General features: G+C 45.6%; 13 protein-coding genes. 9 read left to right on the plus strand and 4 right to left on the minus strand.

Features of this window, described 5'->3' with window-relative positions; all coding sequences use genetic code 11:
* Window positions 1-16: 16 nt before the first annotated feature.
* The 7 genes from JNUCC22_RS03230 (at window position 17) to JNUCC22_RS03260 (ending at window position 6676) form a co-directional block, all read left to right on the plus strand.
* Window positions 17-1393 carry an MFS transporter gene (locus tag JNUCC22_RS03230; protein WP_216062121.1) on the plus strand — a complete coding sequence of 459 codons (1377 nt, stop codon included), beginning with the start codon at window positions 17-19 and terminating at the stop codon, window positions 1391-1393.
* A 101-nt stretch (window positions 1394-1494) separates the two neighbouring features.
* Entirely contained in the window at window positions 1495-2457 is a 963-nt protein-coding gene (locus JNUCC22_RS03235) for a carbohydrate kinase family protein (protein WP_072588853.1), read from the plus strand.
* 233 nt (window positions 2458-2690) lie between these two features.
* Window positions 2691-3008, plus strand: a complete 318-nt coding sequence (locus JNUCC22_RS03240; RefSeq protein WP_012116976.1) for a YjdJ family protein — start codon at window positions 2691-2693, stop codon at window positions 3006-3008.
* Window positions 3009-3121: 113 nt separating this feature from the next.
* Entirely contained in the window at window positions 3122-3808 is a 687-nt protein-coding gene (locus JNUCC22_RS03245; protein ID WP_072588854.1) for a PspA/IM30 family protein, read from the plus strand.
* A 50-nt stretch (window positions 3809-3858) separates the two neighbouring features.
* Complete coding sequence (locus JNUCC22_RS03250; RefSeq protein ID WP_047935395.1) at window positions 3859-4884, plus strand: TFIIB-type zinc ribbon-containing protein; 1026 nt, start codon at window positions 3859-3861, stop codon at window positions 4882-4884.
* Window positions 4884-5645 (plus strand): TPM domain-containing protein, encoded by a 762-nt coding sequence (locus tag JNUCC22_RS03255; protein WP_072588855.1) that lies wholly within the window; start codon window positions 4884-4886, stop codon window positions 5643-5645. Before JNUCC22_RS03250 ends, JNUCC22_RS03255 begins: the two co-directional genes overlap by 1 nt.
* 26 nt (window positions 5646-5671) lie before the next feature.
* Complete coding sequence (locus JNUCC22_RS03260) at window positions 5672-6676, plus strand: SPFH domain-containing protein (RefSeq protein WP_072588856.1); 1005 nt, start codon at window positions 5672-5674, stop codon at window positions 6674-6676.
* A 42-nt stretch (window positions 6677-6718) separates the two neighbouring features.
* Here the strand turns inward: JNUCC22_RS03260 and JNUCC22_RS03265 are convergent, their stop codons facing one another.
* The 4 genes from JNUCC22_RS03265 to JNUCC22_RS03280 all read right to left on the minus strand — a co-directional run bounded on the left by JNUCC22_RS03265 (window position 6719) and on the right by JNUCC22_RS03280 (window position 11508).
* The gene (locus JNUCC22_RS03265) at window positions 6719-8650 is read right to left on the minus strand and encodes an acyltransferase family protein (protein ID WP_216062122.1); all 1932 of its coding nucleotides are present in this window, start codon (window positions 8648-8650) and stop codon (window positions 6719-6721) included.
* Between the two features lie 271 nt (window positions 8651-8921).
* Complete coding sequence (rsiV, locus tag JNUCC22_RS03270) at window positions 8922-9782, minus strand: anti-sigma-V factor RsiV (protein ID WP_007609813.1); 861 nt, start codon at window positions 9780-9782, stop codon at window positions 8922-8924.
* Window positions 9782-10279 (minus strand): RNA polymerase sigma factor SigV, encoded by a 498-nt coding sequence (locus tag JNUCC22_RS03275; protein ID WP_003155802.1) that lies wholly within the window; start codon window positions 10277-10279, stop codon window positions 9782-9784. The genes rsiV and JNUCC22_RS03275 overlap by 1 nt, the downstream gene beginning before the upstream one ends.
* Window positions 10280-10467: 188 nt before the next feature.
* Entirely contained in the window at window positions 10468-11508 is a 1041-nt protein-coding gene (locus tag JNUCC22_RS03280; RefSeq protein WP_007408876.1) for a 2,3-butanediol dehydrogenase, read from the minus strand.
* A gap of 363 nt (window positions 11509-11871) precedes the next feature.
* Between JNUCC22_RS03280 and JNUCC22_RS03285 the strand changes: the two genes are divergently transcribed.
* Together JNUCC22_RS03285 and JNUCC22_RS03290 are read left to right on the plus strand one after the other, a co-directional pair.
* Window positions 11872-12240, plus strand: a complete 369-nt coding sequence (locus tag JNUCC22_RS03285) for a septal ring lytic transglycosylase RlpA family protein (protein ID WP_029326162.1) — start codon at window positions 11872-11874, stop codon at window positions 12238-12240.
* Between the two features lie 65 nt (window positions 12241-12305).
* A complete protein-coding gene (locus tag JNUCC22_RS03290) occupies window positions 12306-13352 on the plus strand; it encodes a TolB family protein (RefSeq protein WP_072588857.1) in 1047 nt (348 codons plus the stop codon).
* The last annotated feature ends 3 nt before the right edge of the window (window positions 13353-13355 follow it).

A 13355-nucleotide genomic window follows, 5' to 3' on the forward strand; every position in this document is an offset into this window, starting at 1 on the left:
CTTGGGGTGGGAAATAATGATTGAAACAGAAAAAGCAGCGGCAGTAAAGACGAAATATCGCGGCCTGTCCTGGATGGAACGGATCGGCTACGGATTCGGCGATATGTCGTACAATATTATCTTTCAGTTTGTAAACGCATACTTATTATTCTACTATACAGATGTCGGCGGCATTAAGCCTGCGGTCATCGCAGCTTTGTTTCTTATCGTAAGGGTGCTGGACGCTATTTTTGACCCGATTATGGGCGTGATTTTAGACAAGACGAATACAAGATGGGGAAAGGCAAGGCCGTATCTTTTGTGGGTGGCGTTTCCTTTTGCGCTATTTACGTTCTTATGCTTCACGACCCCTCATTTCGGCGAAACGGGGAATATGGTTTATGCGTACATCACTTATATTCTGCTTGGGATGTCCTTCAGCATGCAGACGATTCCGGTCAACAGCTTAACGGGGCGGATGACGAATTCCGTGGAGGAACGGACGGTTCTGACGACGACCCGGATGATTTTGGTTTATATCGGAATTCTGTTATCGATTTCCTGTGCGACACCGCTTGCGGACGCCATCGGCGGGAAAGATCAGGCGTTTGGATTTCAGATGACGGCGCTCATCTATGCGGCGGTGAGCATCGCATTGAATCTGTTCAGCTTCTTTACTGTGCGGGAACGGATTCAGCCTGAAAAAAGAAAAAAACAAGGAGTGAAAAAGACGTTGTCTGTTTTGTTCCGAAACAAGCCTTTGCTCATTTTGGTTTCTGCATTTTTGGCGTTTGCGATTGGGTTTAACATTAAGCTCAGTACGATGGTGTACTATTTTACGTATAACGTCAGCCATAAGGAATTTGTGTTTTTAGGAACCGTGTTGTTTTTCGGCGCAGCGCTGATCAGCAATCTGTTTATTCCTTTCTTTTCTGAGAAGCGGGGCCGGAAGCAGGTTATGATCATCACGGCGGCGCTATCGCTGATTTCTTATGCGGGCCTTCAGTTTACATCGTATTCTTCGCTGCCGCTTATTTTCTTTTGGCTTTTCGTTTCGGGATTTTTCACGACGCCTTTAAATACGCTTGCTTGGGGAATGGTTGCCGATTGTGTCGATTATGCGGAATGGAAAACCGGAGTCCGGGCTGATGGCGTGGTGATCTCGAGCATGAGTTTCATCAATAAGCTCGGAGTTGCGTTAGCCGGGTCATTTTCGGCCGTTTATCTCGGAATCGCCGGATATGCCGCGAATACCGATCAGACGGCCTCGTCATTGAATGCGATTAAAAATATGAATGCGCTCATTCCGGGATTGTTCATTCTGCTGTCTATTATTCTTATTTCTTTTTATCCTTTAACTGAAAAAAAATATCAGCAGATGATGTCTGATCTGGAGCAAAGGGCTGCCAGATAAGTATACGTAAAATTTAAAATATTCTATGTAAACGGTTGTATTTATGACAGAAAGCACTATACTGAAACTATAATCGAGAATTGATAAATGAGTGTGATAATGTGGGAAGCCAATCTGTTATTTGTATTGGAGAATTGTTAATTGATTTCTTTTGTACCGATGTGGATGTTGATTTGACGGAAGGGCGTAATTTCTTAAAAAGTGCCGGCGGCGCACCGGCGAATGTGTCGGCAGCCATTGCTAAGCTGGGCGGAGACGCGGCTTTCAGCGGAAAAACAGGCAAAGATCCGTTCGGGTATTTTCTGAAGCAGACATTGGACGCCGCACATGTCGATACCTCTATGCTCGTCATGGATGAGAAAGCGCCTACAACGCTTGCGTTTGTTTCATTAAAACAAAATGGGGAGCGCGACTTTGTGTTTAACAGAGGAGCGGACGCTTTGTTTACGCTGGATGATATTGATCTGGAAAAGGTAAACGATGCGAAAATCGTTCATTTCGGATCAGCGACAGCATTGTTATCTGATCCGTTTTGCTCAGCCTATTTACGGCTGATGTCGATTGCGAAAGATAATGGACAGTTTATTTCCTTCGATCCTAACTACCGTGAGGATTTATGGAAAGGAAGAGTTTCAGAGTTTATAAACACCGCAAAAAAAGCCGTTGCCGTAAGTGATTTTGTGAAAGTCAGTGACGAAGAGCTTGAGATCATCAGCGGTGCGAAGGATCATAAAGAAGGTGTTGCGGTTCTTCATGAGCTCGGGGCCGGTATTGTGGCGGTGACACTCGGGAAAAGCGGGACCCTTCTTTCAAATGGGAAGGATATTGACATCATTCCGAGCATTCCGGTGACATCAATAGACTCAACGGGAGCGGGGGATGCGTTTGTCGGCGCGGCGCTGTATCAGCTGGCACGCACCGATGAGATTCAGACGGCAGCCGATGATTTTGCGAAGCTGCGTGATATTGTCTCATTTGCCAATAAGGTGGGGGCGCTCGTGTGCACCAAAATCGGTGCGATCGATGCTTTGCCGAGTTTAAAAGAGGTTGAAGTATCACTGTAAAATATGGAGGATGCTTCTTGAAAGTCATCGGACTTCGGGAAGCATCCTCTTTTATTTAGGCCTGAAACCCTTTTCGATATAAGGTATACTTTAGAAAGGCATCCAGTAAATTGAACCGATGTGAAGTACATACAATCACGTTTTTATCAGTTCTGAGTAAAACCAAGTTTCTGCTGCTGCCGTCATGTACAGTGTGACGTTCTATGATATTGAACCGCGGAGGAATGTTTTTCATGAAACATGTTTTTCTTATTGTGCAATGCGCGTTTTCTGTTTTTTGTTTTCTTTGTCTCGCCGCTGTCAATTGGTACCAGGGGAGTGAGCTTGTTTCTGATTCGTTTGATTGGAATGATACGGCGAAATTTTCAAAGCTTTTGAATGGGACGGATACGATTACAAGTCCGGAACAGATTTCGCAGCTGGATTTCTTTGTGTATGCGGCGAAGCATTATCCGTTAGTGAGCGGGTTGATGATCGGGCTTTTTATTTATTTTTTGTTCTCACTGTATCTGGTCGTAAAGAATTTCCGCCGGCACAAATGGGCTGAATGAGACTATTTTCATATAAAATACATAAATTTATGAGAAAATGAAACTTTTTTCGAAAAAAACAGTATAGATAACTATGAACTTGTTACTATTTAATTTTGGGAGGAAAATGAAAAATGAGTATTTTAGGAAGATTTAAAGACATCATGTCAAGCAATATCAATGCGCTGCTGGACAAAGCTGAAAACCCTGAAAAAATGGTTGATCAATATTTGCGGAATCTGAACAGTGATTTAGGAAAAGTGAAAGCGGAGACGGCTTCTGTCATGGCTGAGGAACAGCGGGCGAAAAGAGCGTTAACAGAATGCCAGGCTGATGCCGAAAAGATGGAAAGTTATGCGATGAAAGCGTTGCAGGCCGGCAATGAAGCCGATGCGCGGACGTTTTTGGAAAGGAAAGCGGCTGTTGAATCAAGACTGACTGAGCTGCAGACGGCTTATCAGCTCGCTTTTTCCAACGCGTCTCAAATGCGCAAAATGCATGACAAGCTTGTCGCTGATATCGGAGAGCTTGAGTCGCGCCGAAATGCCATCAAAGCGAAGTGGTCTGTGGCAAAGACGCAGGAGAGAATGAACAAATTGGGGTCCTCTGTGTCAAATGCGGGCCAATCGATGACAGCTTTCGGCAGAATGGAAGACAAGGTCAACCAAGCGCTTGATCATGCCAATGCGATGGCTGAGCTGAACGCGTCTCCGAAAGACGATATTGACGATCTGACGGCTAAATATGACAGCAATCAAAGCAGTGTCGATGATGAATTGGCGGCGCTCAAGCAGAAAATGCTTTTCAGTAAAGATCAATAGACAGCGGGCTGCAGCTTTGTCCGATATAAAGAGAAAGTGAGAGAAACAGAATGATCATTTCTTATAAATGCCCGAACTGCGGCGATGATATGGTCTTTGACAGTTCATCCGGCATGCTGACATGTCATAGCTGCGGGCGGCAGGATCAGATTGAGAGCCTGCCAAAAGAGTATATAACGACGAGATTTTCAGAAAATGAGGCGAACGAGTACCGCTGTGAGAATTGCGGCGCGGTATTAATGACTGAGGCGGAAACGACGGCCACGACGTGCGGGTTTTGCGGAGGAGCCGCCGTTCTCGCCGACCGATTATCGGGAAATCTCGCGCCTTCGATGGTGATTCCTTTTACGATCAGTAAAGAAGAAGCCATGAGCGCTTTTAAAAAGTGGTGCCGAAACGGCCGGCTGACACCGAAAGGATTTATGTCTGCCGATCGGGTGAAGAGCATAACGGGCATGTACGTGCCGTTTTGGATGTTTGATTTAAACAGCAAGGTTCAGGTCAATGCCGTTTGTACGAGAGTGCATCACTATGAAGATGGAGAATACCGGGTGACGGAGACCGAATATTACAACGCGTACCGCGATATCAATCTTGATTATCTCAAAATTCCGGTCGACGCTTCAGAAAAAATGAATGATGAATTAATGGACAAATTGGAGCCTTACTCATACAGTGAGCTGAAGGAGTTTAATACTGCCTATTTAGCGGGATATATAGCGGAAAAGTACAATTATACCGATGACGATCTCTTTCCGCGGGCGAAGGATAAAATCAGCCATTATATTGATTCTTATATCAGATCCACCTTCTCCGGATATACGACGGCTGACATTACGGATGAGCAGATTCAGACCGATAAAATCAGCAGCTTTTACGTACTGCTTCCGGTCTGGATGGTCAGCTACGACTATGAGCGGGCTGAACACATTTTTGCGATGAACGGGCAGACGGGCAAGGTTGTCGGCAAACCGCCGATCAGTGCCGGAAAAGTGGCCGCGTGGTTCGGCGGCATAACCGCCGGTGCGTTTTTAGCATTAAGACTCGTCTCACTTATGATAGGAGGCGGTTTTTGATGAAAGTATCGATAAAAAAAGCGTGTCTCTTCTGCTTCGTCCTTTTTCTGATGCTGTCTTTTGGTTTACATACATCGGCGTCTGCCGCGGAACAGAAGCAATATGTTTATGACAATGCTCATTTATTAACGAAGGATGAAACGAAGAAACTTGAGGAATTGGCCGGGAAGCTCGGGGCAAAGCGCCATACCGATTTTATCATTCTGACCGCAAACGGAACGGGCGGTAAGGACATCGAGCAGTACGCCGGTGATTTTTATGACAGTCATTTTAGCGGAAGCACGGCGATTTTGACCATTGATATGAAAAATCGGGAAGTATTTATCTCCGGATATAAAAAGGCGGAGACGTATTTGAATAACAGCCGGCTGAATACGATCAGAAATACAATCTCGTCAGATATTTCCGCAGGCCATTATGAAAAGGCGTTTCAGACCTACATCAAGTTGGCTTATAAAGATATGGGGAAAAGCCCGGACGACAAGTCTGACAATCTGCTGCTCACATGGTGGTTTCAGCTCATTATTGCCGCAGCCGCGGCCGGAATCGCCGTCACTGTGATGGTGTACAATTCCGGCGGCAAGGTCACCGTCACCGGCAGCACGTATATGGATCACGATACGTCTGAAGTGCTGAGCCAGCACGACACATATATCCGAACCGACGTTACAAGAGAAAAAAAGCCTGATAAAGATAATGACAATGACGGCGGAGTCACGAGGGGCGGCACGAGTTACAGCGGAAGCAAGGGTAGTTTTTAAATTATATGTAAAGGATTTGAGCATACATGGGTTTTTTCAGAAATCAGTTAGCAAATGTGGTGGAATGGGAAGAATTCAGAGACGACATGGTTTTCTATAAATGGAACAACCGTGAAATTAAAAAAGGCAGCCGTCTGATCATCCGGCCGGGGCAGGATGCCATCTTTTTATACAACGGGAAAATTGAAGGGATTTTCCGTGATGACGGCGATTATGATATCGAATCAGAAATCATTCCGTTTCTATCTACACTAAAAGGGTTTAAGTTTGGCTTTAACAGCGGCATGCGGGCTGAAGTGCTGTTTGTGAATACGAAGGAGTTCACCGTGAAGTGGGGCACAAAAAACGCCATCAACATTCCGGCGGCAGGTATGCCGGGCGGTATGCCGATCCGCGCAAACGGCACATTTAACTTCAAGGTCATTGACTACATCGGATTGATTGATAAGATTGCGGGTGTCAAAGACAGCTATTTAGTGGAGGACATTAAAATCCGGATTACGTCTATTCTCGATCAGCTTTTGATGAAATGGATCACCAGAGAAGGAAAAGACATGTTCAATCTGCAGTCGAATTCCTTTGAAATCGGAAAAGGGATTCAAGAAGATCTTGATATGCAGCTGATCGGAGACGGCATGTCGATTACGGGCTTCAATATTATGAGCTTTAACTATCCGCAGGAAGTTCAGGATATGATTACGAAAAATGCTTCTTACGGTATGGTGGGCGATGTGAACCGCTATCAGCAGATTTCCATGACGGACGGAATGTCATCCGGCAAAATGAACGGAAGCGGCGCCGCCTCAGACATGGCGGGCATGATGATGGGAATGAATGTGGCAAATCAAATGATGAACCGAATGAACCAAAATCAGCAGAACCAGCCGCAGCAAGATCAAAGTCAGCAGGATCAGGGGACGGCACCGGCAAACGGCTCGGAAGGAGCGGCTAAGCCGAAATTCTGTCCGAACTGCGGAACGAAAACGGAAGGCGCGAATTTTTGTCCGAATTGCGGACAGAAACTTGCGTGACGATATACGAAAAAGAGGCCTTTTTTGGGCCTCTTTTTTTTGTCATGATTTCATTGTTTGAACGATGAGGGATGTCAGCGCTTTTGATCCCTCAGGTATGAGATGGACGCCGTCCGGTGTGAAATATTCAGGGTGCTGCAATGCTTTTGCGTGCCAATCGACAAGCGTCACATTTTTCCGTGACTCGGCCTGCCGGCGCAATGACTCGTTTACTTTGCTTTCCCACTGCCGCGGCACACGTGTGTTGACAAGATAGATATCGGCTTTTGAAAAGGAGCTGATCAGTGATTCAATTTGGCTGTTTGTGAAATAGCCGTTCGTCCCTAACTCGATGATGACCGCTTTGTTCGGCTGATTAAATGACGCATATTCCGAAGTGAGCTGGAGTGCTTGAGAGACTTGTCTTCCTACCTTTCCGTCGATGGTGACATGAGGGAGGGACTGCCGCAGGTATGACGCTATGTCCAGCATCACCGAGTCACCGATGGCCAGCACGTCTTGCTGAGGCTGTGTTTGTTTTGGATCAGCCGTTTTTTGAGATGACCGTTCCTTTTTCTCTTCGTTTTTCTTTGTATTTGATTTGTCTGTTGGTTCTTTCTTGTTTTTGTCTGACGCGGTGTCTGTTTTTTCGCCGCTGTGTTTTTTCTTGCTGTCATCTTCTTTTGCCGGTTGATCGTGATCGGCCGTCTTGTGCGAAGAGGCGGCGGTTTCTTGCTGATCATTTTGCGCGTACGTCCATTGCGGCTGTTTTTTTTCCTCGGCTATTCCTGACAGCCCGCCCGCAAATACGAGAATGGCGGCAAGAATAAGGCCGAGCGACATTCTGCTGATGACAGAGGACGTCTTCCATTCCAGAAAGCGGTTCAGAAACACGCGGCGTAAAAATGGCCGGAAGCCCGCAGTGCGGATCGGCTGTTCAATGAAATGGTAAGATAGCTCGGCAAGAATGAAAGTGGCGCCGATTCTGACGGCGCAGTGCCAATAAACCGGATTTCCGATTTCCTGCACGGGTGTGCTCAGTACGATAACCGGGTAATGCCAAAGATAGATTCCGTATGATCTCGTTCCGATCCAGCGAAGCGGCTTCCATGAAAGAACATGTCCCAAAAAGCTGCTCGGATGGCATAAACATGCGACAAGAACCGCTGCGGTGATGCTGATCAAAAGCATGCCGCCCTTGTACAGGAAGGGTTCATATTCATCCGTGTAAAAGACGCAAAGCAGCAGCGCGGCAAAAGCGGCAAGCTCCGTCCCGTGAAGCAGGTGTTTCATGCTGCTCGGCAGCCGTTTGGAAGATAATCGTTTCATCGGCCACACTAAAGCTAAAGCGCAGCCGATCAGCAATTCAAATGAGCGGGTATCCGTGCCGTAATAAACGCGGCTCGGATCTCCGCCGGGCACATACATCATACTCATTACGACTGCCGAACATAACGCGAGGAACATGACCGCGGCCGCAAGCCGGGCCCGTGTTTTACATATGTACATTCCCGCAAGCAGCAGGAAGGGCCATATGATATAAAACTGTTCTTCAATCGCCAGCGACCAAAGGTTTTTTAATGGCGAAGGGGAGCCGAAGCTGTCGAAATAAGAAAGTTGATGAAAGATAAAACACCAATTGCTTATGTAAAAAAGTGAGGAGACCGCATCTCCGCGTACGGTATGCAGGAGCTCGCTGTTAAACAATACGACCCAAATGACCGTCGTGATAATCATGAGATAAGCCGCCGGCAGAAGCCGTCTGATCCGGCGTACCCAAAAATCACGCAAATCAAGGGTGATGGCATTGCCTTGGGCAGGCAATATAATAGATGTAATTAAATACCCCGATAAAACAAAAAAGATATCAACACCGATGAAACCGCCGTCGGCCCAGTTAAAATTCAGATGATATGCGATAACTGCGAGGACGGCAAAGGCGCGAAGTCCATCCAGTCCGGGAATATAGCGGTGATGCAGTGACTTGTCTGACATGGTATTCCTCCAATAATGTGTGCGGAAATTCTCGCTGTTTTGCGGATGGCTATGGCAGATTTCTGTACAGTCTTCCATTTGTTCCGTTAATTAGACGCATTCGGAAGGGGATTTTGTTTCAGAAAAAATGAATGAAATGCTGTGATTTTCTTAAACTTTTCAGCCCCTGTCCGGCGTCTGTTATATGAAAAGGGTCCCTTATGCATCTTGGCTGTTGCGGGACGAAAGAAAAAATCCATGATCTGCGGATATCATGGATTTTTTTCTTTCTTTATCTGATATAGCGGTCTCCGACAAGCAGCTTAGAGATGACGGAGGTCGGTATTGTAAACTCTGTAACGCCCATATATCCGGGTGCCGCTTCGTATTCATCAAATGAAATAACAAGTTTGTGCTTATCTGTAATATAAAAATTCTGGTCGGCGCGGATGGCTTTAAAAGGCTCCGTCATATCATCATCTTCGACCCAGTATATTTTATTCGGATCTTCTTTCATCTGTTTTTTCATTTGTTCTTTAATATTTTGGCTGATGACTTTAATATAACGGTCATCTTTAAATAAGCTCTTTAACGTAAGCACGGCCTCATTCTTTTTATCAATCGTGATGTAACGGCTTTGCGTATAAGATGAAGCTTGTGTTTTTTCGATATCACGGCGGATTGAGATCAAATCCGCTGTGTCAGTAACGGTTTCATAATCGCTGTAAATACTGAGGTGGCCTTTTTTGCTTTTTGAGGTCGCCTTCATAAATTCCTGATACAGCTCTTTGCTTTCTTTCATATAATGCCGGTTGATGCTGTCTTCGAGTTTATGATCGGAAAGTCCGGACAGAGCGGGCGTTTTCACATCAATGCTTGATTGGTTCTTTTCTTCCTTCATCTCCGTGAATGTGATGGCCTGGACGACTTTGCCGATGACGGGGATTTTAGACATGGCTTGTGCGGCATCCGGGTTGATATTGACAACGGCGGTAAATAAGACGGCCGCAGCGACTGCCGCGGATGTCGGCCACATCACGATTCGTTTTTTCTTCGGTTTCTGCTGAAGGGCTTTTTCGACAATGCTGTCCAGTTCCTTAGGAATGGGCACACTTTTATACTCTTCTCTTAATTGTTCTAATCTCTTTTCCATTAAGAAAGATCCTCCTTTGTCAGCTGAATGCGCATGAGCTTCAGCCCCCTGTAAAGGCGTGTTTTGACGGTGTTGATGTTTTCCCCCGTGATGTCCGCGATTTCTTCTAATTTCAGGTCTTCAAAGAAACGCAGAATGATAATGGTTTTATATTGATGCGGCAGGTCATCAAGCGCTTCATGAAGGTCCGTGTCTTTGTAGTGATCTTCCTTTCCGCGGCTTAAAAACTCGATCGTTTCATCGTCCATCACTTTCAGTTTTTTCTGTTTGCGGAGAAAATCAATGGCCGTGCGCACTAAAATTTTATAAAACCAGCTTTTGATCACATCGGGGTTTTTGACGGATTCGACCGATGTCAGCGCTTTTTGAATTGATTCCTGAACAATATCTAACGCGTCATCCTTGTTCTTTACGTAACTGTACGCAAGCCGGTAAAAGTCTTCCTTGCGCTCAGTTATGCACGTCACAAGCGACGCTTTGGCTGTTTCGTTCTTCATTGCTTCAAAGGGCTCCTTTTTTAAAAATACGTATCATAGGCTGCTGCCTAAGGATAGACGGGACAGGGTGAAAAATAGTTTGCGCAGAGGGGATCATTTTTAAAAGGAAAAGGAAGGAAAGACGAAGAGATGAAAAAAAGAGCCGGAACGGCTCTTTTTCGGATGTGTCTGATATTCAGCTGAACGGTTTAGTTCGGTTTGACTAAGATTTTCACTTGGTTTTTCTCTTTGATTAAAGCGCCGAAGCCTTCTTCAATCAGATCGTCGAGCACGATTTTTTTCGTGACGAGCTTATCTGCTGAGAAGTAGCCCTCTTTCATCAGTGCAAGAACGGAAGGGAAGATGTCACGGTATCCGATAATGCCTTTTACGGTCCGTTCTTTGATGACGATATCGTTCGGATGAATTTCCGCTCCTTTTTCCCAGATGCTGACGATAACCGTTTCACCGGCAATGTTTGTTGACTGGATCGCCTGGCGGAGAACGACAGGAACGCCTGTTACTTCATAAGAAACATCAACGCCGCCGTTTGTGCGTTTAGCGATTTCTTCAACGACATCGTCCGTTTTTGACGGATCAATGATGATAGCGCCGAGTTCTTTCGCTTTTTCCTGACGTTCCGGTGAAAGTTCAACCGCGTAAATATCTGTGGCGCCGGCCGCTTTCAGGGCTTCAATCACAAGCAGCCCGATCGGTCCGCAGCCAAAAACTGCCGCCTTGTCGCCCGCTTTTAATTTGCTTTGGCGGACGGCGTAAAGCGCTACCGCTGACGGCTCAACAAGCGCGCCCTGTTCGTAAGAAAGCTCTTCAGGAAGCTTAAACAGCAATTCTTCGTCAACGGATACATATTCAGAAAATCCGCCGCCGCCTCCGGCTAAGCCTAAGAATCCCATTTGTTCATCAAGGTTATAGGCTCCCTGATGTCCGTGTGTGGCAAAAATCGGTTCTACGACGACACGGTCGCCGACGCTGTAATTTTTGACGCCTTCGCCCACTTCCACGACTTCTCCTGAGAATTCGTGGCCCATCGTGACGGGCGCCATTTCGTTTGTTAACGGATGAGGTTTGCCGACCGGAATAAAGATCGGGCCTCCCAAATATTCATGAAGGTCGCTTCCGCAAATCCCGCACCATTTGACTTTAATTTTGACTTTACCCGGTTCTGCTTTAGGTTCATCAATGTTTTCGATTCGAATGTCTTTTTGATTGTGCCATCTTGCCGCTTTCATTGATTATCACTCCTAGTCTGATTGAAACGAGTATAGGTACATGATCAATATGAACCACGGTTAAAAGGAATAAAGTGCTTGCTTCCTAAAGCCTGATTTCTCAAAAAATATCATATTATGCAACTATCAATAGGCCTTATAAAAAGTCCATATTGAATGCAGAAATACTCTATGAATATTATAACGCTAATGAATTAAATTTTGTAGTATAATTTACCATGGAATTATATAGAACGGGGAATTGTGTCTTCGTTGTGTGCATGTCTCATCACGTTGTAATGAACATGTAAAGTGATTGAAATATTATAATCGTCTTCTTAGTGTATAATTTTGCCTAGAATAAAGAATCAGGAGGACGAAAGCTTGAAGAAGTTATTCTTAGCCTTATTGATTTTAGCAGGAAGCACGCTGGGAGCGATCAGTTACTCTTCTGATGCAAGTGCTAAAAAAGTGAACGGAAATATTACATGGTATAATGGAGTCGGTAAAAAAGGATCGTCCGGTAAAAAACTGGGACACTGGGATTGCGCGACAAAATTAGGATTTGACGTTCCGAGAAACGGAACGAAAATCAGAGCTTATGCAAAAGCAAAACCGAAAAAGGTTATCACCGTATACAAAAATGATGTAGGCCGTATGCCGAATGCCGTATTGGATGTCAGCCCGAAAGCGTTCAAAGCGCTCGGATATCCGTTAAGCAAAGGAAAAGTATCCGGACACTACAGCTATTAAAATAGACCATCTTAAAAAGCAAGGACACTGATTCTTGCTTTTTCTGATTGACGGAGAGATTGATAATGAAGAAGAAACGATGGATCTGGGTGTTGCTGGCCGCCGTTTTGGCGGCGGCGGTCATCGCGTCCGTTTTACTGATTAAAGGAAAAAGCGACGGCGGCGGAAAAGCCGTTGTCTCCGGCGGCCATGACAAGCTGCTTGTTTCCATTACAGACAAAGATCTGATGACGAAATATTACGAGGACGGCCGCGTGCTGTACGAGGAAAAGCTTTCGGCATATCCGGCGTTTGCGCTGGATGACGCCCATCAGGTGCTCTATTTTGTCGGGAATAATGACCAAAATGAGATGCGTCTGCATAAGCTTGATCTGAAGACGAAAAAGAAGACGGTGCTTTATAAAGGAACGGCAAGCGCTGACAGTCTGTTTTTATCAAAGGATTTGACGCACATTTATTTCCGTCTCGGAAAAGCGGATGAAGATATTTTCCGTCTCGCATCTTTTGATTTGAAAACGAAACGTTATGAAAATCTGTATCCCGCCGCCGATGAGAAAGACGACAGTGTGAGCAGCTTCTTTTATAACCGCAGCCAAAACGATTTTGCGCTTCTGCATTATTCCGTGAAAGAGGATTATCAAAAAACGGATGAGGCAAATGAGAAGGGGATTGACCCTGAACCGACGAATATCCGGTTTGCAGCAGGAGCGGGCGAACATCTTCAGGATCTGACAAACCTTGAGCAGTTTATCAGCGACGTGGCGGTGTCACCGGACGGAAAGAACCTTGTCTTTACATCTTATACCCAAAAAGGGACGGAACAAAAAGCGTCCATCCGTCTGATGAATGTCAAAACGAAAAAAGATGAAACGATTATCTCAAACGGGAAGGACTTCACTCCGCTGATTGATGCCCAGCCTCAGTTTTCTAAAGACGGCAGCATCATTTATTTCATGGCGGAAGCAAAAGGCGCTAAGCGTCTGAAGGATGAAACGGGGCGGAATGCGAAGGTCCGGACCATTTATGCTTATCATTTGGATACGAAAAAATGCGAAAAAGTCTGGGGAAATGACAACGGCATTATCAACAGTTTTTCCGTCATCCAATCATGAAAA

Source organism: Bacillus sp. JNUCC-22 (genome assembly GCF_018861275.1).
GTDB lineage: Bacteria > Bacillota > Bacilli > Bacillales > Bacillaceae > Bacillus > Bacillus velezensis.

Coding starts and splice junctions, on each gene's coding strand:
- JNUCC22_RS03230 (WP_216062121.1), top strand. CDS start 17: ATGATTGAAACAGAAAAAGCAGCGGCAGTAAAGACGAAATATCGCGGC.
- JNUCC22_RS03240 (WP_012116976.1), top strand. CDS start 2,691: ATGAAACATGTTTTTCTTATTGTGCAATGCGCGTTTTCTGTTTTTTGT.
- JNUCC22_RS03245 (WP_072588854.1), top strand. CDS start 3,122: ATGAGTATTTTAGGAAGATTTAAAGACATCATGTCAAGCAATATCAAT.
- JNUCC22_RS03250 (WP_047935395.1), top strand. CDS start 3,859: ATGATCATTTCTTATAAATGCCCGAACTGCGGCGATGATATGGTCTTT.
- JNUCC22_RS03255 (WP_072588855.1), top strand. CDS start 4,884: ATGAAAGTATCGATAAAAAAAGCGTGTCTCTTCTGCTTCGTCCTTTTT.
- JNUCC22_RS03260 (WP_072588856.1), top strand. CDS start 5,672: ATGGGTTTTTTCAGAAATCAGTTAGCAAATGTGGTGGAATGGGAAGAA.
- JNUCC22_RS03265 (WP_216062122.1), bottom strand. CDS start 8,650: ATGTCAGACAAGTCACTGCATCACCGCTATATTCCCGGACTGGATGGA.
- rsiV (WP_007609813.1), bottom strand. CDS start 9,782: ATGGAAAAGAGATTAGAACAATTAAGAGAAGAGTATAAAAGTGTGCCC.
- JNUCC22_RS03275 (WP_003155802.1), bottom strand. CDS start 10,279: ATGAAGAACGAAACAGCCAAAGCGTCGCTTGTGACGTGCATAACTGAG.
- JNUCC22_RS03280 (WP_007408876.1), bottom strand. CDS start 11,508: ATGAAAGCGGCAAGATGGCACAATCAAAAAGACATTCGAATCGAAAAC.
- JNUCC22_RS03290 (WP_072588857.1), top strand. CDS start 12,306: ATGAAGAAGAAACGATGGATCTGGGTGTTGCTGGCCGCCGTTTTGGCG.